This is a genomic window from Sinomonas soli (genome assembly GCF_054782415.1).
In genome coordinates this window covers 434,331-458,219 of record NZ_BAAGSN010000003.1, presented here as the reverse complement: position 1 = coordinate 458,219, position 23,889 = coordinate 434,331, and the positions used below count along the sequence as shown (strand labels likewise).

Genomic DNA, 23,889 nt, shown 5'->3' with positions numbered 1-23,889 from the left:
AAACCACCGTCAACACCGGCCACGGCGACCCCACCACCATCGCCACCGAAGCCCCCCACCTCCAGGACTGGATCACCCGCGGCCACTGACCCCCACCCCGCCCCAGGCGGCCTCCGCCTGGGGCAGGGATGTGTGTGCGTGCCCGCGCCCGCGGGTAAGGCGCGGGCATGCGCACCGCCTTGCTGATCATCGACATGCAGAACTCGTTCTTCGAGTTCCCCGAGCTTGCGGACCAGCGCGAGCGGCTCGTCAGCGCGTGCAACGAGCTCATCGGCGCGGCCCGCGCCTCCGGGACGCCGGCCCTCGTGGTCCGCACCCAGCACGAGCGCGACCAGTCGACATGGACTCTCTCAATGCTCGACGACGGGCAGGGCTTCGCCTTCCGCGGCACGGAGCAGGCCGAGTCGCTCGCCGAGCTGGACATCGAGGGGCTCCCCGAGCTCGTCAAGCGCCGCGACAGCGCGTTCGTGGGCACGGATCTGCTGCAGCGGCTGAGGACGTGGGGCACCGAGCGCCTCCTGCTCGCCGGAGTGTCCACCCACCTGTGCCTCGCCCAGACGGCAGCGGACGCCTATGCCCTGAACCTCCGCGTGGCCTTCGCTGCCGAGGCGATGGGCGCCGACGACGCGGAGCAGGCCGACGCGATGCTCACGATCCTCCTCGAGCAGTACCGCCAGGAGCGGCTCGGCAGGGAGGACGCGCTCGCCCTGCTCGGCCAGGCGAAGAGCGTCTCCGTCAGCTGACGGCGCCCTGGTCCCGGTACATGGCCAGCACGGCGGCCTCAACCGCGTCGACCGTGAGGCCGGGCACGAGGTCGTCCGCGGCGCCTGCGGTGCCCGGGTCGAACGGCAGCGCGAGGGCCCGGTAGACCTCGGTGAGCACGGCGCGCACGGGCGCGGCGTCGGCCACCACGAAGACCGAGGAGAACAGCCAGGCCCCGGCGACCACCCGCTGGGCCGTGCCGACGAGCTTGAGCCGGCCACCCGCCGTCGTGCCTCCCGGGGCGCCCTGGGCGGGGAAGCCCGCGTCGGCCGGGACGCCGTGGACGCTGAACTCGCCGGGGCAGTATTCCCCGGGAATCTCGCCCACACGGGCGTCGACGCCGAGGGTGCGCAGGGCGGCTGCGTAGAGGTCGCCGAAGACCCCGAACCGGTGCCGGTGGCCCACCATCGCCTCGCGGGCCGGCTCGATGTGGTCCACGATGAGCGTGCCGTCGTGGTAGGCCGCCGCCCGGCCGCCGGCGCGGCGCACCACGGGCTCGAAGCCGTGCGCGAGGGCCGCGGACCGGGCCGCCTCGAAGCCCGTCAGGCGCGTGTCCCGCTGGCCGAATGCGAGGGTGCGCCGCGGGCGGTAGAGCCGGAGCGTCCCGCCTCGGGCGCCGCGCTTGACCTCGTCGAGCAGTTCCATGGCGCGCCCCAGCTCTGCCGCGGCCCCGCCCTCGGCGGACGCGCCCAGGCCGGTCCCGGAGACGACCTCGAGCGGCACGTGGTCGCCGCTGTTCCACTCCGCCACGGATCAGCTCCTGCGCAGCGTGAGGATCTGCTCGGCGCGGCCGAAGGGCCCGTCGTCGTCGTGCAGCACCGAGGAGGTCAGGCCGATCCCGTCGGTGCCGAAGGACACGGCGTTGTCGATACCGAGCCACTCGCCCCGGGGCTCGCGGTACATGTGGATCTGGAGGTCGACGTTGGGGAACGCCCAGCTGCCGGGCCCGGGCGGGACCCGGGTCGCGATGCCGTTGGCCGTGTCGACGAGGCCGATGAGCCGGACCCAGTCGGGGCTCTCCGCGCCGCCCACGAGCGGGTGGGCGGTGCGGATCCACACGGTGCCGCTGCCCGAGCGGTGGCCCGGCGCCTGGTACATCTCGAGCGAGCGGATGTAGCCCCCGGGCCATTCGGTGGCCCCGTCCCAGCGCTCGCACTCCTCGCGCGGCGGGATGCCCGGGTCCTCGACGGCGGCGACCGCCGAGGTGTCCGCGGTGACGAGCCGCCAGGCGGTGGCCCGGACGGCCGGGCGGCCCTGGGCGGTGAGCTCGGCCTCGATCAGCTCGATCGTCCTGCCGGGGCGGACGGTGCGGGTCGTGACCTCGAACTCGCCGCCGTGGATGAGGCCGAGGATCTCGTAGCCCATGCGCGCGATGCGCATCTCGGGGCGCGGCTCGTGGCGGGCCAGGGCGTGGGCGAGGATGCCGGAGGCGGGTGCCATGTGCTGCTCGTGGGCGTTCCAGGCGCCCTGCGCGTGGATGGTGGAGCGGTAGCGTCCGCCGCCGAGGTCCTCGTAGTAGAAGTCGCCCTCGGCCAGTTCGGGCAGCGTCTGCGCCCACTCGGCCGAGGCCCCTGCCTGCTGCGTCACGTCCCGCTCCTCTCCTGGCCTGCTCGCCGTTGCGCGGCCCCGTCCACCTTATCGCCGGCGGGAGGCGGCGCCGCACCGCCGCTGGCCACCGGCCGGGACTATTTGCGCACTCCGCGCGGTTCTGACGTTCATGACCGTGACCCGTGCCGACGTGGGCTTCCGCTCCGAACGTGGCCCCATCCTCATCGCCCTCATGCTCACGACAGGCCTCGTGGCGATCGACTCGACCATCGTCGCGACGGCGGTGCCCTCGATCGTGCGCGACGTCGGCGGGTTCTCCTCGTTCCCGTGGCTCTTCTCCGCCTACATGCTCGCGCAGGCCGTCTCCGTGCCGGTGTACGCCAAGCTCGCCGACATGCTGGGCCGCAAGCCGCTGATCCTCACGGGCATCGGCCTGTTCCTTCTCGGGTCGGTGCTGTGCGGGATAGCCCCGACCATGGGCGCGCTTGTCGCGTTCCGAGTGGTGCAGGGGCTCGGCGCCGGCGCCGTGCAGCCGATGGCCATCACGATCGCCGGGGACATCTACACGGTGGCGGAGCGGGCCAAGGCGCAGGGCTACCTCGCGAGCGTGTGGGCGGTGTCCTCCGTGGTGGGGCCGACCCTCGGCGGCGTGTTCGCGTCGCTGGGCATCTGGCGCGGGATCTTCCTGATCAACATCCCGCTCTGCGTGCTGGCTGCGTGGATGCTCGCGCGAACGTTCCACGAGTCCTTCGAGAAGGAACGGCACCGGATCGACTACCTCGGATCCGGGCTGCTGACCGTGGCGATGACGCTGCTCATCCTCGGGGCGCTCGAGGGCGGCCAGGCGTGGGCCTGGGCCTCGCCGCTGGGCATCGGCGTGCCGGGCGCGGGGGCGGCCCTGTTCGTGGCCTTCCTGCTGGCCGAGCGGCGCGCCGCGGAGCCGGTGCTCCCCCTGTGGGTCATGTCCCGCCGGCTCCTGCTCACCACCACCCTGGTCTCCTTCGGCGTAGGGGCCATGATCCTGGGGCTGACGTCCTATGTGCCCACGTTCCTCGAGGGCGCGCTGGCGGTCTCCCCCGTGGTCGCGGGCCTCGCCCTGGCAGCCCTCACGCTCGGCTGGCCCATCAGCGCCTCCCAGTCCGGGCGGCTGTACCTGCGGATCGGCTTCCGCCGCACCGCCATCATCGGCATCCTGGTTGCCGTGGCCGGGACGGCGGTGCTCGCCGCGACCGCCCATACCCCGGACGTGTTCTTCGTCGCGGGCAGCTGCTTCGTGATCGGCCTCGGGCTCGGCCTCACCGCCTCGCCCACCCTCATCGCCGCGCAGTCGAGCGTCGACTGGAGCCGGCGGGGCGTGGTCACGGGCACCAACCTGTTCGCCCGCTCCATCGGCAGCGCCCTCGGCGTCGCCGTGTTCGGCGCGATCGCCAACGGGATCTATGCGTCCGCGCCCGGCCAGCCGCTCGCCGTCGTGCCCGCCTCCGCAGCGGTCTTCCTCGCCGTCGTCGTGGTCGCCGCCCTCGCTGTGGCCGCGGTGCTCGCCATGCCGCGCGACGCCCAGAAGGAGGCGGACGCGGCCGGCGCCGAGGCCGAGTCGCGGCGCCCGGCGCCCTAGGCGGGACCGGGGGTGAGGCCGGGGCCGGGCGCCCCGGGCTCCGGCTCGCGCGAGTCCAGGCGGTCGCGCACCATGCGCACGATCCGCGACAGCGCGAGCGAGATCGCCGCGGTCGCGTCGCCGGGGGCCTCGCGCGCGGCCACCTCGTGGTACGAGCCGCTGAGCGCCTCGATGGCCTCCTGGGCACGGTCAAGGAGCCCCTCCGGGGCGTCCTCCTCGCCCCAGCCGCGCAGCGCCTCGCCGGTGGCGAGCAGTGCCGCGGCCACCTCGGGGGTCAGCTCGGCCGGCACGCGAGTGCCCGCGTGCTCCTCCCAGATGACGCTCGTGAGCACATCGGTGATGTCCTGGACCCTGAAGGTGGCCCGCTCGAGCGCCTGCAGGTCGGCGAGGTCTGCCGCGAGGTCCCGGTGGTGCCGTTTTCTGCGGGGATTGGCCCGGGCGCTCATTTCGGCCTCCTCCACGGCGCCGCGCACCTCCGCCGCGGTCGTCGCCAGCAGTCCCTCCCTCGTGGCCCACTCCTTCCGGCTCGGGGGCCATTCGTCCTCCGTGACGGCGGCGGCCATGTCCTCGAGCTGGTCGCCGAGCGCATGGCGCAGCCGCCCGAAGGCCGGCGTCACGGCCGCGACCCGCAGCGGCGGGAAGACGATCCAGTTCACCGCAAGGCCCACCGCGACGCCGAGGCCCATCTGGACGAGGTAGGCCAGGGAGAAGACATCGCGGCGGTTGGCCCCGGCGACGAGGACGAAGAGCGCCGCGAGGGGGACCCACTCGCGGCCGCTGCCCATCCGCGGGAGGCCGCCGACGATCATGCCGACCCCGACCACGAGCGCGACCGACCAGGCCGCGGTGTCGGCGAAGCTGCCCACGAACAGCGCCACGCCGATGCCGAGCGCGAGCCCCACCAGGCTCTGCAGGCCGTTGCGCAGCGAGTCCGCGACGGTCGGGTACATGCTCACGAGGGCCCCCAGCGCCGCGTAGTACGGGTACTCGCCGAGGGCGCCCGGCATGAGCTGCGCCAGGGCCCAGGCGATGCCGGCAGCGAGGGCGGTCTTCCCGGCCAGCAGGAGTCGCTCGGCCGAGGCGGCCTCCCTGAGTCCGCTGCGGGTGGCCGAGGGCGCCCACACGAGGAATCTGCGGAGGGCCGCGCGGGGTTCACGGGGAAGGGGGACCATCTGCCCAGCGTCGCACGGCGCCCGGGCTGCGTCGACTCGGGCGGGGTGCCCGGCGGTCAGCCGAGGCCGGCGAGGCGCTCCTGGGCCCTGGACACCGCCCGGAGTTCGCGCTCCACGAGCCGGGCGGCGAGCCTCCGGGCACGCTCGGCCGCTGCCCCCTCGCGTTCGGCTGCCGCGAGGTCGTCCTCGAGCTCCGTGATCCGGGCCCGCAGCCCCGCGAGCTCGTCGGCCAGACGGTGGGCGCGGGCGGCGGCGTCTGCGGCGTCCCGCTCGGCGCCGGCGAGCTCGGCCTGTGCCTCGTCGAGGGCCTGTGCGGCGTCGTCGCGGTCCGCCTCGGCCTCCGCGCGCTCCTCCCTGCGGAGCTCGTCCGCCCGCCGCTCCTCCTCGGCGTGCCGGTCGGCTTCTTGCTGGCGGTCGGCGTCTTTCGTACGACGCCGGTCGGCGGCCTTCCGCGGACGCCTGCCGTCGGCGGGGCGCCCCCCGCTGTCCCGATGGCCGCTGCCTGCGGCCCGCGGCACGTCACCTGCCAAGGTCGGCCGGTCGAGGGCCCCAGGCACCGCCACGGCATCGGAGAGGTCCACCGGATCGATGCCGTTGCCCTCGAGGGCGTGGAGCAGGAGGCCGCTCTGGACGGCGGCGGACGCCTGCGCGTCGGCCATGGCAGCACGCAGGGTCTGCTCGATCTCCGCCGCCGCGGCATCGCTCATGGCGATGCCTGACTCGTCCGCGGCTCCCCGGGCCGCGGCCACGGCCTCGGCGAGGAGCTGCGCCCGCTCCTTGGCGAGGGAGCGCAGGCGCGCGGCGTCGAGGTCCTCCTGGGCCTCCTGCAGCTGGGCGCCGAGGGTTACGACGCGTGCGAGGGCCTCCGCGCGCCGGCCGGCCAGCGCGTTGACGGCCCAGGCGGAGACGGTGGGCTTGGCGAGCCGGGCGACCTGCTGCGCGAGCTCGCGCTGCCCCTCGCGCCGGAGCAGCTTGGCCCGTTCGTTGCGCGCGGCGGTGAAGGCCCCCGGCGCGAGGGTGTAGAGCTCGGCGGCGATGGCAGCGAGGTCCATGCCACGCATCATAGGCGCCAGCCGTCCGCGGCCGCGGACCGACGCCAGCGGCGGCCTTCACCGCCGCATGACAAGTCCGTCATGCTCTAGACAGCATCGCGATCATCTTTTCATACTTGTCACATCGCCTCGCCGACCAGCAGCCCGCCGGCTCCTGTCGAAGCGGACCGGACAGGAAGACGTCATGGGAGCAGATCAGAGGACCCGCGTGCTCCTGGTGAGCGCCTACCGCCCACTCCTGAGCGCCCTGCGGGAGCTGCTCGAGGACGAGGGCGTCGACGTGGTGGGCGAGAGCGGAACGGTGACCGAGGGTGCGCGGCTGGCGCGTCGGTGCGCGCCGCAGGTCATGGTCCTCGACGAGCACCTCCCCGACGGGGATGCGGAGGCCATGTGCCGGCAGCTCAGTGAGTCCGGGACGCCCACCCGCTGCGTCATCCTCACGAGCCTGGCAGCCCGGCGCGGCCGCGGGAGGCCTCCGGGAGACCCCATCTTCGTGGTCCGGAAGATTGCCGACAGCGGCCTCCCCCAAGCCGTCCGGGCGGCCGCGTCCCTCACGCCCGCGTGGTCGGCCGCAGCTTCGCCGAGAGGGTGCAGACGGCCCTGAGGCCGCCCTCGCCGGAGACGAGGACGCGCCCGACAGAGCGCGGAGCGCCGGTGCCGGGGCGACGCGACCGCCGCATGCCCCGGGGACCTCAGCGGACCCGCCGCTACCAGCGCGGGTGGATCGTCTCGCGGAAGTAGGTGTCGTAGATCCGCCGCACTCCCGCGTCGAACTCGGGGCCCAGCGACGCGGCCGCGGCGGCCGCCGCTGCGTTACCCCGCGCCTGGTCCGCGTGCCTGGCCCCCGGGATCACGGTCGAGACGCCAGGCTGGGAGATGATCCAGGCGAGGGCGGCCTGCGCCGTGGTCAGCCCCTCCGGGACGAGCTTCTGGAACTCGGCGACGGCCTCAAGGCCCTGCTCGAAGTCCACCCCTGAGAAGGTCTCCCCGACGTCGAACGCGGAGCCGGTGCGGTTGTAGTTGCGGTGGTCCCCCTCCGGGAAGGTCGTGCTGCGGCTGTACTTCCCGCTGAGCAGGCCCGAGGCCAGCGGCACCCGGACCACGATTCCCACCCCGGCCCCCTGGGCCGCGGGGAGGACTTCGTCGAGCGGCTTGAGCCGGAAGGGGTTGAAGATGATCTGCACTGTGGCGAGGTGCGGCCGGGCGATCGCGGCGAGAGCCTCGCCGGTGGTCTCCACGCTGACGCCGTAGTGCCGCATCACGCCCTCCTCGACCAGCTGGTCGAGGGCATCGAAGACCGCGTCATTGGAGTAGACGGGGGTGGGCGGGCAGTGCAGCTGGACGAGGTCGAGGGTGTCGCGACCCAGATTGCGGCGCGAGCGGTCAAGCCACTCCCGGAAGTGCGCGAGGGCGTAGTTCTCCGGGACCTGGGGCATCCGGCGCCCTGTCTTGGTGCCCACCATGACTCCGGCGTCCGGGTGCGCTGCGAGCCATTCGCCGATCGCCCGCTCGCTGCGGCCGTCTCCGTACACATCCGCGGTGTCGAAGAAGGTGACCCCCGACTCCGCCGCCGCGTCGAGCACCTGCGCTGCGGCTTCGCGGCCGACGTCGCCCCAGTCACCGCCCAGCTGCCATGTCCCCAGACCGATCACGGAGACTTCTCGGCCGGTCCGTCCCAGCACACGCTTGTCCATGGGCTCCGACTATAGTGCCGAAATCGGCCGGCGGGGTCGGTGGCCTCGAGTCGAGGATCAGCCGTTCTCGCGCAGGTACTGCTGCGGGTCGACGTCGTGTGCCGAGATGCCGCCAGCGTGCTCTGCCTCGAAGGCCGCGAATGCCACGGCCATCGCGTGGCGTTCCTCGCGGTCCACGTGTCGGCGGAAGTCGGTCAGGCCCTGACGCTCTTCTTCGGCCATGTGGTCGCCGTTGACCTCGTTGACCTCGGCGACGGCGCGGAGCCATTCGACCGAGCCCACCGGGTGTTCGTCGACTGCGGCGACCGCATCGCGGATCTCGTTGTGGTCGTGGACGGCATCCTCGGTCTCCTCATCGGGCGACTCCTGGGCGATGCGGTCCTTCTGGAGCTTCAGCAGGCGCGGGTAGAAGAGCTTCTCCTCCGCAGCCGCGTGCACCTCGAGCAGGATGCGGAGGCGCTTCCACACCGATCCGAGCGCTTCGGCGTCGTCCGGGGAGATTTCTTCGAGCATGCCGAACATGCGGCGCTGCTCGTGGTGATCATTCAGGATGACCTCGGTGATGTCCACACGCTCTCCTTCTGTCACGCCCACTCTGCCAGTCGCGCCCGCGTCCGGCAATCGGGAATCGACGGCCGGCGCTCCTGCGGGCAGAGAGCGAACGGCCGTCCGCAGTGTCCTGCAGCCGCGTCGTTTCGCGGCGGCCTCGGAGGCTCCGTCCTCAGCAACCGAGCACTGATTCCGCGATCTGCTGCGCGGCTTGGTCCGCGGTCAGGTGGGTGGTGTCGACGACCTCTGCTTCAGCGTGCAGCCAGGCGCGGGCCGCCTCGGCGTACGGCTTCAGGTAGGCGAAGCGGAACGTTGAGGGGGCCGAGGACCCTGTCGTTCTGTATGCGGTCGCGGAGCGTCGTGGACCTTCGCCGCGTGCGGGCGGCGCAGCTTGCGCCGTAGACGCCACCTCTGCGCGCCCATCGCGTGTTCGGACATAGGCCTTCCGACTCTTCGGCAGGCGTCCGGGCTGGGAATAGCCTTGAGCCGTCCATCGGCCGACGAGCATGACGGCGAGGTATCCGACATGGGCGCCTCAGAGAAGTCGGAAGTGGTCCGGCGGGGGTACGTGGCCTTCAATGCAGGGGATCTGGCAGCCCTCAGCGAGTTGCTCGCAGAGGACGCGGTCTGGTACGCCGCCGGCAGGGGCGTACTTTCCGGAGCCAAGCAAGGACGCGACGCGATTTTGGCCTACTTCGGCGAGTTGGGCGCCCGTTCCCACGGTACCTTCCAAGCAGCGGTCCAGGACATCGTCGGCGGAGAAGGCCACACGGTAGGAATCCAGCAGAGCCGCGCAGAGAACGACGGGAAGACCCTCGACGCGGCCACGGCAATCGTGTTCGTCATCCGCGACGGAAAGGTCGTCGAAGGCCGTGAGTTCTTCGAGGACACAGCCACGGCCGACGACTTCTGGAGCTGACCCTCCAGCGGAGCAGAAGCAGAGCACACATCCGGACCACGTAAGGAGCAGACATGGAAGCCACCCCGTACGGAGTCGTGCATTTCTTCCCGGGAGGCACCAAGGAGCAGTACGAGGCCTCGATAGCCGCCGTCCACCCAGGCCCAGGCCTCCTCCCCGGTGGCCAGATCTTCCACGCAGCAGGACCTTCAGCGGGAGGATGGACGATCATGGCCGTCCACCAATCGAAGGAAAGCTGGGAGCAATTCCGCGACAGCATCCTCATGCCCCGCATGCAGGCAGGCATCGAGGGCGGATTCACCTCGCCACCGGAGGAGACCGTCATCGACCTGTACAAGATCATGCCCTGACACTTCGGCAGGCCGCCTAATGCAGGCCCCGAACGGCCCACGGGGTAGCAGAGTCCGCCCGTCCCGTTAGGCGCGCCCGCCGTCCCCGGCGTCGGGAAGGACGAGGCCTGCAACCCTTCCCCCGGCAGAAGGCCCGGCACCCCGACCGCCGGCCCTCACCTGTGCGAGCCCTCCCTCCCCCGCTCGGCCTGGGCGATGTAGAGGGCTGCCTGGGTCCTGTTCTCGAGGCCGAGCTTGGCCAGGACCGTGGAGACGTAGTTCTTCGCTGTCTTCTCCGCCAGGGCCATCTCCCGGGCGATCTGCCGGTTCGTCATGCCCTGGCCGAGCAGCTCCAGCACCCGGGACTCCTTCCGCGTCAGATGGTCGTAGACCCGCGGTGGCGGGGCCGACTCGATCACCCCCGAAAGGATCCTGTCCTCCTCCTGGGGGTCGAACAGCACCTCACCCGCCGCGACGCGCCGGACCGCGGCGGCGATGTCCTGCCCCGGGAGCTCCTTGAGGAGGTAGCCGGACGCCCCGGCCAGGACCGCGTTCCGGAACCCCTGATCGTCGTGGTCCTCGGCCAGGATCAGACACCTGATACCCGGGTGGACGGACCGGACACGCCGGCAGACGTCGATCCCCGGACCGCCCGCCGGCCGCTCATCGAGCACCGCCACCTGGGGGCGCACGGCGGGAATCATCGCCGCTGCTTCTGCGGCGGTGCCGCTCTCTCCCACGACGACCATGCCCTGGCCCTCGAGCAGCTCCCTCAGGCCCCGCCTTGCCACCTCGTGGCCGTCCAGGATGTAGACCCGGATCGCCTCGATGGCTTCGTCATTGCTGTCCACGTTGCGCGCCTCTGGCTCAGCCCTGCTCGGAACGGGCGGCAGCCGCCGTCGCGGCGTGAGGGTGCGGCACACGCCGGGAGTTCCCGTTCAAGGGGTTTCACGGAAGGGGAGCCAGTCTGGTTCAAAGCTCCCCCGTGGGCGCGATTCTTGACCCGCAGCCATGCTAGGGACCGCCCTCCTTGACGGGCGAGTACAAGACATCCCACCACTATTCCCACCAGAATTCGCCAGCATCCGTCACGGTCTTGGGGGTCGTCCCGCAGCCGATGGAATCCTGCCGACGCCCCGGATTCCTAGGGGTCTGCCGCCTCTTGACGGCGGCGCATGCCGGGAGGACAGTGCCGACCGTAAGGGGTTCGGTCCGGGGAGGTCCTTCGGCGAAAGGAGCCCGCAATGGCATGGCGGCTCGAAGGCACGTACTTCGAAAACTGCAACTGCGACATGGTGTGCCCGTGTACGGCCTCGGGCCTCACGGCCCCCGCCGACAACGACCGGTGCGATGTGCTGCTGGCCTTCCACATCGACACTGGCGAGATCGACGGAGTCGATGTCGGCGGCCTGACCGTCGTCGTCGTGGCGGACACCCCTGCCCTGATGGGCGAGGGCGGCTGGCGGATGGGAGTGCTGATGGATGCCGCGGCATCGCCGCAGCAGGCTGAGGCGCTAGGGGCCGTCTTCGGCGGCCAGCGGGGCGGACCGATGGAAGGCCTCGGCCCGCTGGTCGGCGAGATGCTGGGCATGGAGTCCCGCGAGATCGCCTACGCAGACGACGGCCGCGAGCACCGGGTGAAAGTCGGAGACGCCGTCGACATCACAGCGGAGGACTTCGTCTCCCCGCTCGACCCCACCGGCGCGGGAGTAAAGGTCAGCGGCGTCGGCTTCCCCGCCGACACCTTGGCCGCCGGGCACGCCACTGCGTCGGCCGTGGACGTGTTCGGGCTCACGTGGGACAACACCGGGAAGAACTCCTTCTCGGCTCCCTTCGCTTGGTCAGCCTGACATGGCGGGGCAGGCACACCTGGCCGTCCGCAACCACTCAGCTCTTCTCGTGCTGCTCGGCTGCGCGGCCATCGCCTGGTACTTCACCGTCCTCGGGACCGGGGAGATGCCCCCGGGTCCTGGGACGATGGGCCTGGACCTCGGAGGCTTCCTGCTCGTGTGGTCCCTCATGATGGCCGCCATGATGCTCCCGGCGCTGGCACCGCTTGCAACCGCCTACCTCCGATCTCTCCGGGCGGTACCCGAGGTTCCTTTGCGGGCGGCGCGGACGGCCGCGCTCGTGGCAGGTTACCTGGTGTCCTGGGCCGTCTTCGGAGCAGGCGCCTTTGTGCTGGCGCTGCTCGCCGCCGAGCTGGCGACGGTGGCCCCCGAGGCCGCAGTCTGGACAGGAGCGGGAGTCGTGGCAGCCGCCGGGGTCTACCAGCTGACTCCGCTGAAGGACTTCTGTCTGCGCCACTGCCGCTCCCCCATCGCCTTCCTCCTCCACGTGGCCGGCTTCAAGGGCCCCCTCCGCGACCTCGGCGTCGGCATCTACCACGGCGTCTACTGCATCGGATGCTGCTGGGGCCTGATGATCGTGCTGACCGCGGTCGGCCTGACAAACCTCGCATGGATGGCCGCAATCGCCGCGACCGTGCTGCTGGAGAAGACCTGGGGCCACGGCCGAGGACTGAGCAGGACCGTCGGCGTCGCACTCATCGTCTTCGCATTCTTTGTCCCCGCGAACCCTGCCCTGTTGCCCGGCCTGCACGCACCCGCCCAGATGCAGGCCGCGGCCTCCGTGGCCCGAGAGGCCTGACGCCACTCCCGCCCCGGTCAGCCGCGCGCTAACACAGCTCCGGGGATGAGGGATCAGCGCGGAACGGCGCTTTCGGGGTTCTTGTACTGGGACACTCTCCGCCCTCAGGTCATGCGGGCGTGTTCGTCGAGCAGATCCGCGACGATTCGCAGGTTCGAGGCGCCGTGGGGATCCCGGTCGTCGGGTTGAGCGAGGCCGAGCATTGCCTTCCAGAGTGCCCAGCCGCGCGCCCTGGCCCACATTCCATCGTCCCGGGCGACTGCTCGTCGGAAGGCTTCTCTGCTATCGCCGGCGAACATGGTCCAGGCGATGACAAGGTCGCATGCCGGATCGCCAATCCCGGACGTCCCGAAGTCGATGACCGCCGCCAGCTCGCCGTGCGCGACGAGCAAGTTCCCCGCTGCGACGTCGCCATGGAACCACACCGGTTCTTCAGTCCAGTCCGCCTCGAGCGCGGCGTCCCAGACAGATTCGGCCGCTGCCGTGTCGATACGTCCTTCAAGGGCGCGGAGGCAATGGCGGGTCTCGTCGTCGTAAAGGGCGGGTGCTGCGCCGCGGAACCAGCTGTGCTCGCCCGCAGCAGGAGCGTCCTCCGCAGCACAGGCTTCCAGGGCATGCAGGAATTCGGCAACGGCAATCGCGAATCCCGGCAGGTCCCCTATCGGCGCGCGGTCCGCCGCGTGGCCGTCGATCCAGCTCCGGACGGACCACGGGAACGGGTATCCCTCGCCCGGCCTCCCTACGGCCAGGACCGTCGGAACCCGTACCGGCAGCTGCGGTGCCAGCCGAGGCAGCCAATGGCTTTCCTTCTCCACGGCGGGAGCGTAGCCAGAAGCTGTGGGCAGACGGACCGACATCGACTCTCCGAGCCGGTAGGTCCGGTTGTCCCACCCCTCGAACTCCGCCGGTCGCACGGGAAGGCCCGCCCATTGGGGGAACTGCGCAGCGATCAGCCGCTCTACCAGTCCAGCATCAACCCCGGCTCGCCCGTCCTGACTTTGAGAGACCACCCGACAAGGATCCCTCATGGCCTGTCCACTGGAGGATCCCTCATCGGGCGGGTCTCGGCGGACGCACGAGCAATCGACGGTCCCCCGACAGGGGTGGGGCCAAGGGACCAAGCAGGCGCGCCCGAACTGCTCGAACGCGCCGGCCGGCGCCTCACCGGCGACAGCCCGTACTGACCACTGGGCTATCCTGCCGCCATGGGGGAACGGGGCAAGGCCGCGCAGGTTGCGCTGCGGAGGCAGATCAGGGTGGAGATGGCAGTGCGGGGCCTGAACCAGACCCAGCACCGGGGAGCTCATCGGCCGAGCCGACCGGCGCGCCGCCGGGGAGGACGTCCCGTGAGCGGCGACTACGGGCGGGAGAGCCAGGAGGCGCTGCGGGCGCAGGTGCGGGCCGAGCTCGGCGCGGAGGGCTGGAACCTCGCCGACCTGCAGCGGGCGAGCGAGATGCACTTCAGCACGGTGTCCCGGTACTTCGGCGCCACCGCGGACCGGGACATCCCCTTCGTGGTGGTCGGCACCGTCGCCGAGGCGCTCGGGATGCAGGTCTGCGAGCTCACCGCCCGGGCGGAACGCCGCCGCACAGGCGAGGCCACCATCTGACCCGGGGGAACGGGTGGGTGGCGGCCAGCTGGCGCCAGCCGTGTCAGGGTTGCGCCCCAGCCCAGGCGCCGGACCCGGGCACGCCCCTGACCCCCGTGGTCAGTGGCTAGTCCTGCTGTTCGTCGCGCGAGATCCGTTCGATCGAGGGGTCCCTTTGCCTACTGCGAAGGAAGAAGAACGCCAGCCCGCCGAGCGCTATGACGACAATGGCGGCGAGGACCACGATCCAGATGATCAGCGAACTGTTGTCCGACGCGGGAGCCACCGCAGGGCTGTCACCCCTGCTGTTGGCGACCGGTGCGGGTTGACCTGCCGCGCCACTCGCCGACGAGCTGGCCGCCGACGAGCCGCCCGCGGCGGGGGCCGCGGACCCTGCCCCTTTCACGCCGTTCTTCTCGTAGAAGGCGCGCATCGCATCGGTAGTGGTGATGTATGACTGGTTCTGATTGGTGAACGACCCACTGTTGATCCCGACGACTTCGCCGTCCTGATTCATCGTCGGACCGCCTGACATTCCACTGATCACCTCACCGTCGAGCTGCAGCTTCGGAACCCCCTTCTTCGACACCACCGGCGCACTGACGGAAGCCTCCTTGAAGGACGGTGCCTGCCGCGTCGCATCGAACGCCTCTCCGGTCTCGGCAGGGAAGCCGACGATGGTGACCTTGTCCCGCACCTTCGGTATGTTCGAGGCGATCCTCAACCCGACGCCAGCGGTCGATTTGCTCGCCACCTGAAGGAGCGCATTGTCCTGGGCTTCAAATTCTTGCGAATCGATGAGCTGCGCCGTCGTTCCCCGGTCGTCGAAGACCGGGTTTGCGATGACGTTCGGTTGGAGGACCTGCACGGTGGGCGTCTTCTCGGGCACGACCTGCCAATCGAGCTTCTTGACGTCGAGACTGTTCGCCTGCGACGGGAACTGCGAGGTGATCAGGTTGGAAATCATGGCCTCGCGCACGGACTCTTCGTAGGTGACGCAATGGCCTGCCGTGGCGATATGCGCAACGTCATCCATGATCCAGCCGGTGCAGTTTCCTGTCGCGGTCGAGGGGTAGGTCTGTGTTGTGCCGTCCTGGAAGGGAACGATGACTGCCCCTTTCCAATTGATCACCACGAACACGACTGCTCGGGACACTTTGTCAACGTCGATGTCGGCCCGAGCCGGGATTATTGCGGCGCCCGACCAGCCGAGTGCGAGCGTGAGGGCCGCGGCTGCGCGCAGCAATGTTTTCACCGCCATGTCTTTCTCCAAGTTCATGAGAAGGGGCGAAACCGTTGGATATGTGTAAGCCGGGTTTCGGGGCTCGCCGCTCAAGGACCACGCCTTCGGGGCGGGCCGGAAGAAGGTGCACTCGCGCCGGTCCAGCGCCGGCGCGGGCGCACGAGAGACTCACGTGGGGCGGGACATCAGTGTGCCCGCCTGCAATCGAGGAATGGTTTTGGGATCCGATGCGCACCCACGACGTGCTTACGCGGCGGAATCTCCCTCAAAGCGATGCGCTGCGGATCCCCGAGTTCCGAGCGGGCGCGGCCTGCGCCGAAACGGAAGCCGCTCTTGAGAGCCCTGCTCGCCGCCATTTCTTGACGACAGCAGACTGGTGTTCGTCCCTCCAATGGTGCGTTTATTGGAGCCGATGCTTACCAGCCATGCCATCGTCATGGGGGCTGCACGGATCGTCAACCCGAGAAAGCTTGGCGTGGGCCCGGATTGTTTCGTGGGTTGCTGGAGTGACGGGGTGTGCCCTCCGGGCCCTCGACTTCCCAAGTGTCGAAGAGATCCGGCCGACCGGACCTTGACATCCTGACGTCCTGGTGTGGCGTGCAGGCTGTCGGACCGGAAGTAAGAGCCCAAGGGCGCCCCAGTCTCCCGAGGCGTACGCTGCCTCTACAACAAGAAACACCCCAAACGAAATGGAGAGCGCCCATGCACGCCGTGCTCGAGTACACCTGCGCGGACAACTACCTCGAAAGCCGTGAGCAGCACCGCGCAGACCATCTCCGTGCCGGGTGGGAGTCGGCCGAGCGTGGCGAGCTTCTGCTGGGCGGAGCCGTCGGCGAACCGCCCTTCAAAGGATTGCTGATCTTCACCGGCGAGAACGCGCTGGGTGCGGCGAAAGCTTTTGCTGCGGCAGACCCCTACGTCATCAACGGCGTGGTCACGTCGTGGACCGCCAGCCCGTGGACAACCGTCGTCGGAGACGAAGCGGCCACACCCTTGCGCCCCTAAACGCCCCCGCGCCTCGCCGCAGGGCGTATTGCGCCCAGGCCGGTCCGACGACGGAGGGGCGTGTTATGGAGCGCTTTGCTTGGAGCAAGTCAGAATATCGGTGTTCGGCACCCGTTGTCATTTGGCGAAAAGCAGGTGCACGTGCCTACCTTTGGCCGAAACCAAGGACAGCTGGGCGCAGCTACTGGGTCCTGACCGCCCAGGGGTCACGGTCGGGGCGGAATCTGGCCAGTCGGACGGAGTGGCGGAGGGCGACCCCCGAGCAGGCCGCACCCACAGAGACTTCCACGACGACGGGCTTGACGAGAGTCGCCCGGACCGGCCCCGTGTCCCGAGCGAAGCGGTCGAAGGCCGCTGCAGGCACTTCCTCGAGCCACGGGTGTCCCACCTCAGGGGGTAGAAGAAGCCAGCAGCGACCGGGGCCTGTGCAGGGGTGAGAGATGCTGTGCAGCCGATGAAGCGCAGCTCGCCTTCGGCGCCCCAGGCTCCGAGGACGAGCTGCTGCGGGTTGCCCCGGTCACCAATAACAGCGGCGCAGACGGCGTCGGTGTTCTCGGCGTTTGACCTTGGACCAGGCTCTCCTCTCCCCTCCCCTGTAGGGCCGGGCGAAGTCTTTGGCCATCAGGCCCTCGATGCCGGTGTGGGCGAGCTCGTCCCACCACCGCCCCAGACGACGGCTTCTCCGTCGAGCACGCACCCGGACGGGATCTGTTCGGCGGCTGCTGCCAAGAGTTCAGGGAACCGTGTGCTGAGGTCCGTGCCGTTGCGGGAATAGACGACGGGAGCCCCGTCCTCGAAGATGAGGGCCGCGCGGAAGCCGTCCCATTTCGGCTCCAAGAGAACCCCGGGGCGCGCCCAGCGTCCGGGACCGCGGCGAAGGCATGTCTCAAGGTCAAACGATCCCGCTCCCGCAACCCAGCTTCCCTGTTCGGGATCCTCGGCCAAGTGGCACTTGCTGCGCACCGATGCCGCCCTCGGCTCTGCATAAACGGCACAGGCCCTGTGTCGCCGCCAGCGGGTGACGGACCGCGGCGACATCGCGTTGCAGTGAATCGCGGACCGGCGTGGGCTTGCGCGGTCTGGGCGCCAGTCAGAATTGGAGTTAGCATGACTGACATGAAATCCGGGGCGCCAGTCCGCAGCTATGTGATGACGAAGCGGGCTCAGTCCGCAGCGGCCACCGCAGAGCGCATCCTGGACTCGGCAGCGGGCGAGTTCGAGGACGGCACCCCCATCGCCGGCATCACACTCGAGGCCGTGGCCGCCCGCGCCGGGGTGAGCGTGCAGACCGTCTTGCGCCGCTTCGGCGACAAGGACGGCCTCTTCGCCGCCTCCGCGGAGCGGCAGGCGGCCCGGGTGGCAGCGGAGCGGGACCCGGCCGTGGCGGGCGACCTGACCGGCGCCGTCGCCAATCTGGCCGGGCACTACGAGCGGGACGGCCGCTTGGCCCTGCGCCTGCTGGCCGAGGAGTCCTCCTCGCCGTTCATGGCAGCGGTCACGGGCGCCGGCCGGGCCTTCCACCGGTCCTGGTGCGAGCGGGTGTTCGCGCCCTTCCTCGACGGGCTGGAGGGTGCCGGCCGCCGGCGCCGCCTGGCCCAGATCGTCGCCGTGTGCGACGTCTACGTCTGGAAGCTGCTCCGGCTGGATGCCGGACTGAACCCGCAGGCGTATCGCGAGGCGCTCCTCGAGCTCCTCGAGCCCCTCACCCGGAGGCCATGATGTCCCGCATACTCGCCTACACCTCTCCCGCGATCGGCCACCTCTTCCCCATGGCGCCGCTGCTCCTCGAGCTCAAGCGGCGCGGGCACGAGGTGCATGTGCGCACCCTCGCAGACCAGGTCGGCCTCATGCGCCGCCTCGGGCTCGCCGCCGAACCGATCGACGCCCGGATCGAGGCGATCGGCCACCACGACTTCGGCGTCCGGAACACCCTCGAGGCGTTGTCGGCATCCGTTGACGTCTTCGTCCGCCGGGCCGCGGTCGACGGCGGCGACCTCGCCGCCGCGACCGCCTCGATCCGCCCGGCAGCGGTGATCGTGGACTTCAACTCCTGGGGCGCCCGCGCAGCCGCTCAGGCGTGGGGCGGCCCGTGGGCCGCCTTCTGCCCCTACACCCCGCCGGTCACCTCGCGCGGCACACCGCCGTTCGGTCCAGGGCTCCCTCCCCTCGCCGGCCCAGTGGGTCGGCTCCGGGACCGGCTGCTGCGCCCTCTCATCATGGGCCAGCTCGAGAAGCGGTTCCTCCCCGGCATCAACGCAGTCCTCGCTGCCAACGGAGTTCCGGCCGTCACCAGCGCCGACCAGTTCTTCCGGTCCGCACCCCTTACCCTGGTCGCGACCTCCGAGCCCTTCGAGTACCCCCACCCCGACTGGGCACCCGACCTACGCCTCATAGGAGCCCTCCCGTGGGAGCCCCCAGCGGAGGCACCGGAATGGGTCGAGGAGCCGGGCGACCCCTTCGTCCTCATCACCACATCCTCCGAGTACCAGGCCGATGAAGCCTTGGCCCGGGCCGCGGTCGAGGGCCTGGCCGGCGAACCCTACCGGGTCGTCGTGACGATGCCCGCCGGCGTGCCAGACCTCGGGCCGCTGCCGGCCAACGTGCGGGTCGAACAATTCATCCCGCACGGGCCCGTCCTCGTCCGCTCCGCAGTGGCGGTGACCCATGGCGGGATGGGCGCGACCCAGAAGGCCCTCGCCGCCGGCGTCCCCTGCGTCGTCGTGCCCTTCGGACGGGACCAACTCGAGGTCGCCGCCCGAGTCAGACACGCCGGCGCGGGGATCCGCCTACCCAAGGGCAAGCTGACCCCATCCCGGCTGCGCGAGGCCGTGCACCGCGCAGCCGGGATGGGCGAGGGCGCCCGCCGCACAGCTGCAGGCTACCGGGCGGCCGGCGGAGCAGCAGCAGGGGCGCAGGCAGTCGAGTCACTCATCGGCATCCCGCGGCCCGAGTCAGCCCTGAAGCGCCCCGACCGCGTATGACTCCTGTTTGGTGGGGTGCACAGCAAGGATGCCTTTGATCGGGAATCCGGACCAACGATCACGAAGACCCGTATTTCACTGGCCCTCGGGAGAGCCATTCCAAGTGGTCGGCCCGAGGCACTGCGCTCCAGCGGGAAGATAAGGCCGAAGTCAGCGTTATGACAGCTATGGCGAGCTAAAGTGGCCTGCAGGAAGGGTGGACGTGTTCGACATCGGAGCCTACTGAGAGATCCTGTCGAGGAGCTTCGGTTGGGCGACGTCAGTACGGATGACCTCCCTCAGGACGTCTGTGCTGGTGGCTGTCCCGGTCCTCTTCCTCACCTCGCGCCGGACGATGTCCAGCACAGGCTCAGAGAGAATGGCGTCGAGCAGAAGTTCAGGTGCTGTTGCTGCACTATGCCGCCAGACCTCCTCGATCTGCCGCCGCTTGAGGGAGTCGTGGTGCAGGTAGAACAGCAGGGAGGCCTTGCTCTCATCGCTTTCGGCCCCGAGCAGATCCACTTCGAAGACGAGGTCCACCACGACGGGAAGCCCACCGGTGAGGTGGTACACCTGCCAGTGCTGGCCGTTGGTGAGGACCATCCATTCGACGCCCTCATTGACCGCGTACATCTGGATCTGCCGCAGGTGGCGCTCATTGAGCTTCTGGCTCACTCGCTTCACCTCGATGAAGGCCACGAGCTGGCGGTCGATGCGGACCCCGTAGTCGGCGAAGTCCTGGCGGACCATGTACTCGGTGGTGAGGTCCGCGTACTTGTCGTACCCGAGGCCTTCGCACAGCAGATCGGTGATCAGTAGGCGCGTGTCCCCCTCGTTCGCGTCGCGCGCCAGCAGTGCGCGCAGCGGATCGGCGAATCTGCGCACCGCGGCCAGCGTCTGCTCGCGCGCAGCCTCCTCCCAGCGCGGGACCTTCAGCCGTGACCTGGCCGCAGTCGCCCTGCCGGACCGGCCTTCGCCGGAGGAGTCCGGCGCGTCCTGACCCGGGTCCTCAGCGGCATCCTCGGGTGGTGATGCTGTTGTGACGGCTTCCTCCCCCGTCAGGGCCTCCTCTGTGAGGACGGCGGCGGTGCCGATTGCCGCCTCAGCAGGCTGCGATGACAGGGTCTCGGTGAAGTCTGCTGCCGACTCGGTTCGGGTCGGAGTCGCGGGCTCGGCCAGTTCCGGTGGGAGCTGCGAGTACGGGTCCACGACCCCCATTGAGGCCTGGGCCATGATCCACCGGATCGTGGCGGCCCAAGGCTCTACGGCGGGGTGATCCGCCCCCGGTGCGTCCAGAGTCCTCGCCACGGCGAGAACCTCCAGGACCTCGACGCTCGGCACCTCGTGCCCGTTCTCGGCCACCGCATCGGCCCATCGGACGAGAGCCGCATAACGTGCTGAAGCCTTCGCCTCCATGTGAACCCCCCAGTTCCGCAGCTCCCCTAGCTGCTCCTTACAGACTCTAGCCCAGCCCCGACACTCGTACCGGACCGCCAGAGCGTAGACCCGGTTCCCGGGTGAGGAGAGGCCAATTTCGCCCATGAAACAGCGGCCTACCTGGAAGACATCCAAGTAGGCCGCTTGTCTCTCGCGTATAAGGTCCGGCTCTGTCACCTAAACCTGTTCTTCCCAACAGGAGGAAAGGAACTCAGAACTCCCAGTCCTCGTCCTCCGTGTTGACGGCCTTGCCGATCACGTAGCTCGAACCCGAGCCGGAGAAGAAGTCGTGGTTCTCGTCGGCGTTCGGGGAGAGCGCCGAGAGGATCGCCGGGTTCACGTCCGTGACGGAGGACGGGAACATGGCCTCGTAGCCGAGGTTCATGAGCGCCTTGTTGGCGTTGTAGTGGAGGAACTTCTTGACGTCCTCGGCCAGGCCCACCGGGTCGTAGAGGTCGTGCGTGTACTGGACTTCGTTCTCGTACAGCTCGAAGAGCAGCTCGAACGTGTAGTCCTTGATCTCCTGGCGCTTCTCCTCCGAGACCTTCTCGAGGCCCTTCTGGAACTTGTAGCCGATGTAGTAGCCGTGCACGGCCTCGTCGCGGATGATGAGGCGGATGAGGTCGGCCGTGTTCGTCAGCTTGGCCCGCGAGGACCAGTACATGGGCAGGTAGAAGCCGGAGTAGAACAGGAAGCTCTCGAGCAGGGTCGAGGCGACCTTGCGCTTGAGCGGCTCGTCGCCCCGGTAGTAGTCCATGACGATGTGCGCCTTGCGCTGGAGGTTCTCGTTCTCGAGGCTCCAGCGGAAGGCGTCGTCGATCTCCTTCGTCGAGCACAGGGTCGAGAAGATCGACGAGTAGCTCTTCGCGTGGACCGACTCCATGAACGCGATGTTCGTGTAGACGGCCTCCTCGTGCGGAGTGATGGCGTCCGGGATGAGCGAGACGGCGCCGACCGTGCCCTGGATTGTGTCCAGGAGGGTGAGGCCCGTGAAGACGCGCATCGTGAGCTGCTGCTCCTGCGGCGTCAGGGTCGCCCAGGAGGGCACGTCGTTGGACAGCGGCACCTTCTCGGGAAGCCAGAAGTTGTTGACGAGGCGGTTCCACACCTCGACGTCCTTCTCGTCCTGGATGCGGTTCCAGTTGATCGCCTGGACGTGGTCGAGGAGCTTGAGCTTCTCGGGGGTCATCGCTGGTCCTTTCGAGCGGATCCGAACAGAGGGGGTGCCACCACTAGAGCATGCAGCTGACGCAACCCTCCACCTCCGTGCCCTCGAGCGCGAGCTGGCGGATGCGGATGTAGTAGAGCGTCTTGATCCCCTTGCGCCACGCGTAGATCTGGGCCTTGTTGATGTCCCGCGTCGTCGCCGTGTCCTTGAAGAACAGCGTGAGCGAGAGGCCCTGGTCCACGTGCTGGGTCGCGGCAGCGTAGGTGTCGATGATCTTCTCGTAGCCGATCTCGTACGCGTCCTGGTAGTAGTCGAGGTTCTCGTTCGTCAGGTAGGGGGCCGGGTAGTAGACGCGGCCGATCTTGCCTTCCTTGCGGATCTCGATCTTGGAGGCCACCGGGTGGATCGACGAGGTCGAGTTGTTGATGTAGCTGATCGATCCGGTCGGCGGGACGGCCTGGAGGTTCTGGTTGTAGATGCCGTGCTCCATGACCTCGGCCTTGAGCGCGCGCCAGTCCTCCTGGGTGGGCAGGTGGACCTTGGCGAACAGCTCCTGGACCTTCTCGGTCTGCGGGACCCACTCCTGCTCGGTGTACTTGTCGAAGAACTCCCCCGAGGCGTACTTGGAGTTCTCGAACCCGCCGAACGCCTGCCCGTGCTCCTTGGCGAGCAGGTTCGAGGCCCGCAGCGCGTGGTACAGCACGGTGTAGAAGTAGATGTTCGTGAAGTCCAGGCCCTCCTCGGAGCCGTAGTGGACCCGCTCCCGGGCGAGGTAGCCGTGCAGGTTCATCTGCCCGAGACCGATCGCGTGCGACTTCGAGTTGCCCTCGGCGACCGAGGGGACGGACTGGATGTAGCTCATGTCGGACACGGCCGAGAGGGCACGGATCGCCGTCTCGATGGAGCGGCCGAAGTCCTCGGAGTCCATCGTCTTGGCGATGTTCATCGAGCCGAGGTTGCAGGAGATGTCCTTGCCCACCGCGGCGTACGTGAGGTCCTCGTTGTACTCGCTCGGGGTGGACACCTGCAGGATCTCCGAGCACAGGTTGCTCATCGTGACCTTGCCGGCGATCGGGTTGGCCCGGTTCACCGTGTCCTCGAACATGATGTACGGGTAGCCCGACTCGAACTGGATCTCGGCGAGGGTCTGGAAGAACTCGCGGGCGTTGATCTTGGTCTTCTTGATCCGCGCGTCGTCGACCATCTCGTAGTACTTCTCCGTCACGGAGATGTCCGAGAACGGCTTGCCGTACACGCGCTGGACGTCGTACGGCGAGAAGAGGTACATGTCCTCGTTCTTCTTCGCGAGCTCGAACGTGATGTCCGGGATCACGACGCCGAGGGAGAGGGTCTTGATGCGGATCTTCTCATCCGCGTTCTCCCGCTTGGTGTCGAGGAACCGGTAGATGTCCGGGTGGTGCGCATGCAGGTACACCGCGCCGGCGCCCTGGCGGGCCCCCAGCTGGTTGGCGTAGGAGAAGGAGTCCTCGAGCAGCTTCATGACCGGGATGACGCCGGAGGACTGGTTCTCGATCTGCTTGATCGGCGCCCCGTGCTCGCGGATGTTGGTCAGCGAGAGGGCCACGCCGCCGCCGCGCTTGGAGAGCTGGAGGGCGGAGTTGATGCCGCGGGCGATCGACTCCATGTTGTCCTCGATGCGCAGCAGGAAGCAGGAGACGAGCTCGCCGCGCTGCTTCTTGCCCGCGTTGAGGAACGTCGGGGTCGCCGGCTGGAAGCGCCCGGCGATGATCTCGTCGACGAGCTGGGTCGCGAGCTGCTCGTCGCCGCGGGCGAGGTGGAGCGCCACCATGCACACGCGGTCCTCGTAGCGCTCGAGGTAGCGCTTGCCGTCGAACGTCTTGAGCGTGTAGGAGGTGTAGAACTTGAACGCACCGAGGAAGGTCTCGAAGCGGAACTTCTTCTTGTACGCGCGGCCGAACAGCTCGCGCACGAAGTTCATCGTGTACTGGTCGAGGGTTTCGCGCTCGTAGTAGTCCTTCTTGATGAGGTACTCGAGCTTCTCGTCCAGGTCGTGGAAGAAGACCGTGTTGGTGTTGACGTGGTCCAGGAAGTATTGGCGCGCCGCGTAGCGGTCGGCCTCGAACTGGATCCTGCCGTCCTCGCCGTACAGGTTCAGCATCGCGTTGAGCTCGTGGTAGCCCAGGCCCTTGTAGCTGGCGGGCAGCTCCTTGGGATCT

24 protein-coding genes are annotated in these 23,889 nt (G+C 69.3%); 11 read left to right on the top strand and 13 right to left on the bottom strand.

The window, feature by feature from the left end:
* Positions 1–167: 167 nt before the first annotated feature.
* A complete protein-coding gene (locus tag ACYVKZ_RS03345) occupies positions 168–743 on the top strand; it encodes a cysteine hydrolase family protein (RefSeq protein WP_460990571.1) in 576 nt (191 codons plus the stop codon).
* Here ACYVKZ_RS03345 and ACYVKZ_RS03340 read toward each other — a convergent pair.
* Positions 736–1,485, bottom strand: coding sequence for a lipoate--protein ligase family protein (locus ACYVKZ_RS03340; RefSeq protein ID WP_460990595.1), 750 nt, complete (start codon positions 1,483–1,485; stop codon positions 736–738). The genes ACYVKZ_RS03345 and ACYVKZ_RS03340 overlap by 8 nt on opposite strands.
* A 30-nt stretch (positions 1,486–1,515) precedes the next feature.
* Positions 1,516–2,349 (bottom strand): thioesterase family protein, encoded by an 834-nt coding sequence (locus tag ACYVKZ_RS03335; protein ID WP_460990570.1) that lies wholly within the window; start codon positions 2,347–2,349, stop codon positions 1,516–1,518.
* Positions 2,350–2,479: 130 nt separating this feature from the next.
* Between ACYVKZ_RS03335 and ACYVKZ_RS03330 the strand changes: the two genes are divergently transcribed.
* The gene (locus ACYVKZ_RS03330; RefSeq protein ID WP_460990568.1) at positions 2,480–3,925 is read left to right on the top strand and encodes an MFS transporter; all 1,446 of its coding nucleotides are present in this window, start codon (positions 2,480–2,482) and stop codon (positions 3,923–3,925) included.
* Here the strand turns inward: ACYVKZ_RS03330 and ACYVKZ_RS03325 are convergent.
* Complete coding sequence (locus ACYVKZ_RS03325; RefSeq protein WP_460990566.1) at positions 3,922–5,097, bottom strand: FUSC family protein; 1,176 nt, start codon at positions 5,095–5,097, stop codon at positions 3,922–3,924. The two genes, ACYVKZ_RS03330 and ACYVKZ_RS03325, sit on opposite strands and share 4 nt — an antisense overlap.
* Before the next feature lie 56 nt (positions 5,098–5,153).
* Positions 5,154–6,149, bottom strand: a complete 996-nt coding sequence (locus tag ACYVKZ_RS03320; RefSeq protein WP_460990564.1) for a hypothetical protein — start codon at positions 6,147–6,149, stop codon at positions 5,154–5,156.
* A 184-nt stretch (positions 6,150–6,333) separates the two neighbouring features.
* On the opposite strand from ACYVKZ_RS03320, the gene ACYVKZ_RS03315 reads away from it, so the two are divergent.
* Positions 6,334–6,753 carry a response regulator transcription factor gene (locus ACYVKZ_RS03315; RefSeq protein WP_460990563.1) on the top strand — a complete coding sequence of 140 codons (420 nt, stop codon included), beginning with the start codon at positions 6,334–6,336 and terminating at the stop codon, positions 6,751–6,753.
* A 103-nt stretch (positions 6,754–6,856) separates the two neighbouring features.
* On the opposite strand, the gene ACYVKZ_RS03310 is transcribed toward ACYVKZ_RS03315, so the two are convergent.
* Together ACYVKZ_RS03310 and ACYVKZ_RS03305 are read right to left on the bottom strand one after the other, a co-directional pair.
* Positions 6,857–7,843 carry an aldo/keto reductase gene (locus ACYVKZ_RS03310; RefSeq protein ID WP_460990562.1) on the bottom strand — a complete coding sequence of 329 codons (987 nt, stop codon included), beginning with the start codon at positions 7,841–7,843 and terminating at the stop codon, positions 6,857–6,859.
* A 57-nt stretch (positions 7,844–7,900) separates the two neighbouring features.
* Positions 7,901–8,413, bottom strand: coding sequence for a hemerythrin domain-containing protein (locus ACYVKZ_RS03305; protein WP_460990561.1), 513 nt, complete (start codon positions 8,411–8,413; stop codon positions 7,901–7,903).
* A gap of 505 nt (positions 8,414–8,918) precedes the next feature.
* Between ACYVKZ_RS03305 and ACYVKZ_RS03300 the strand changes: the two genes are divergently transcribed.
* Positions 8,919–9,311 carry a nuclear transport factor 2 family protein gene (locus tag ACYVKZ_RS03300; protein WP_460990560.1) on the top strand — a complete coding sequence of 131 codons (393 nt, stop codon included), beginning with the start codon at positions 8,919–8,921 and terminating at the stop codon, positions 9,309–9,311.
* A 53-nt stretch (positions 9,312–9,364) separates the two neighbouring features.
* Entirely contained in the window at positions 9,365–9,661 is a 297-nt protein-coding gene (locus ACYVKZ_RS03295; RefSeq protein WP_460990559.1) for a hypothetical protein, read from the top strand.
* A 155-nt stretch (positions 9,662–9,816) separates the two neighbouring features.
* On the opposite strand, the gene ACYVKZ_RS03290 is transcribed toward ACYVKZ_RS03295, so the two are convergent.
* Positions 9,817–10,491, bottom strand: a complete 675-nt coding sequence (locus ACYVKZ_RS03290) for a LuxR C-terminal-related transcriptional regulator (protein WP_460990558.1) — start codon at positions 10,489–10,491, stop codon at positions 9,817–9,819.
* A 393-nt stretch (positions 10,492–10,884) separates the two neighbouring features.
* Between ACYVKZ_RS03290 and ACYVKZ_RS03285 the strand changes: the two genes are divergently transcribed.
* Complete coding sequence (locus tag ACYVKZ_RS03285; protein ID WP_460990557.1) at positions 10,885–11,490, top strand: DUF1326 domain-containing protein; 606 nt, start codon at positions 10,885–10,887, stop codon at positions 11,488–11,490.
* A gap of 1 nt (position 11,491) precedes the next feature.
* Positions 11,492–12,289, top strand: coding sequence for a DUF2182 domain-containing protein (locus tag ACYVKZ_RS03280; protein WP_460990555.1), 798 nt, complete (start codon positions 11,492–11,494; stop codon positions 12,287–12,289).
* A 104-nt stretch (positions 12,290–12,393) separates the two neighbouring features.
* On the opposite strand, the gene ACYVKZ_RS03275 is transcribed toward ACYVKZ_RS03280, so the two are convergent.
* Positions 12,394–13,317, bottom strand: a complete 924-nt coding sequence (locus ACYVKZ_RS03275) for an aminoglycoside phosphotransferase family protein (protein WP_460990554.1) — start codon at positions 13,315–13,317, stop codon at positions 12,394–12,396.
* Positions 13,318–13,635: 318 nt separating this feature from the next.
* On the opposite strand from ACYVKZ_RS03275, the gene ACYVKZ_RS03270 reads away from it, so the two are divergent.
* Complete coding sequence (locus ACYVKZ_RS03270; RefSeq protein WP_460990553.1) at positions 13,636–13,899, top strand: helix-turn-helix domain-containing protein; 264 nt, start codon at positions 13,636–13,638, stop codon at positions 13,897–13,899.
* A 106-nt stretch (positions 13,900–14,005) separates the two neighbouring features.
* Here ACYVKZ_RS03270 and ACYVKZ_RS03265 read toward each other — a convergent pair whose 3' ends face one another.
* Complete coding sequence (locus ACYVKZ_RS03265; protein ID WP_460990551.1) at positions 14,006–15,139, bottom strand: S1 family peptidase; 1,134 nt, start codon at positions 15,137–15,139, stop codon at positions 14,006–14,008.
* A gap of 684 nt (positions 15,140–15,823) precedes the next feature.
* Between ACYVKZ_RS03265 and ACYVKZ_RS03260 the strand changes: the two genes are divergently transcribed.
* Positions 15,824–16,126 carry a YciI-like protein gene (locus tag ACYVKZ_RS03260; RefSeq protein ID WP_460990549.1) on the top strand — a complete coding sequence of 101 codons (303 nt, stop codon included), beginning with the start codon at positions 15,824–15,826 and terminating at the stop codon, positions 16,124–16,126.
* A gap of 621 nt (positions 16,127–16,747) precedes the next feature.
* Here ACYVKZ_RS03260 and ACYVKZ_RS03255 read toward each other — a convergent pair.
* Entirely contained in the window at positions 16,748–17,164 is a 417-nt protein-coding gene (locus tag ACYVKZ_RS03255) for an ATP-dependent DNA ligase (RefSeq protein ID WP_460990547.1), read from the bottom strand.
* Positions 17,165–17,233: 69 nt separating this feature from the next.
* On the opposite strand from ACYVKZ_RS03255, the gene ACYVKZ_RS03250 reads away from it, so the two are divergent.
* Both ACYVKZ_RS03250 and ACYVKZ_RS03245 read left to right on the top strand, forming a co-directional pair.
* Positions 17,234–17,845: a TetR/AcrR family transcriptional regulator gene (locus ACYVKZ_RS03250; RefSeq protein WP_460990545.1), complete on the top strand. Its 612-nt coding sequence runs from the start codon at positions 17,234–17,236 to the stop codon at positions 17,843–17,845.
* The gene (locus tag ACYVKZ_RS03245; protein ID WP_460990544.1) at positions 17,842–19,107 is read left to right on the top strand and encodes a glycosyltransferase; all 1,266 of its coding nucleotides are present in this window, start codon (positions 17,842–17,844) and stop codon (positions 19,105–19,107) included. Before ACYVKZ_RS03250 ends, ACYVKZ_RS03245 begins: the two co-directional genes overlap by 4 nt.
* Before the next feature lie 219 nt (positions 19,108–19,326).
* On the opposite strand, the gene ACYVKZ_RS03240 is transcribed toward ACYVKZ_RS03245, so the two are convergent.
* From ACYVKZ_RS03240 to nrdE, 3 genes are read right to left on the bottom strand one after another with little or no spacing between them, the layout of a single operon-like run.
* The gene (locus ACYVKZ_RS03240) at positions 19,327–20,700 is read right to left on the bottom strand and encodes a type I restriction enzyme HsdR N-terminal domain-containing protein (RefSeq protein ID WP_460990543.1); all 1,374 of its coding nucleotides are present in this window, start codon (positions 20,698–20,700) and stop codon (positions 19,327–19,329) included.
* Between the two features lie 34 nt (positions 20,701–20,734).
* On the bottom strand, positions 20,735–21,712 hold the full coding sequence (gene nrdF / locus ACYVKZ_RS03235; RefSeq protein WP_307008021.1) for a class 1b ribonucleoside-diphosphate reductase subunit beta: 978 nt from the start codon (positions 21,710–21,712) through the stop codon (positions 20,735–20,737).
* A 43-nt stretch (positions 21,713–21,755) separates the two neighbouring features.
* A complete protein-coding gene (gene nrdE / locus ACYVKZ_RS03230; protein ID WP_460990594.1) occupies positions 21,756–23,876 on the bottom strand; it encodes a class 1b ribonucleoside-diphosphate reductase subunit alpha in 2,121 nt (706 codons plus the stop codon).
* Between the last annotated feature and the right edge of the window lie 13 nt (positions 23,877–23,889).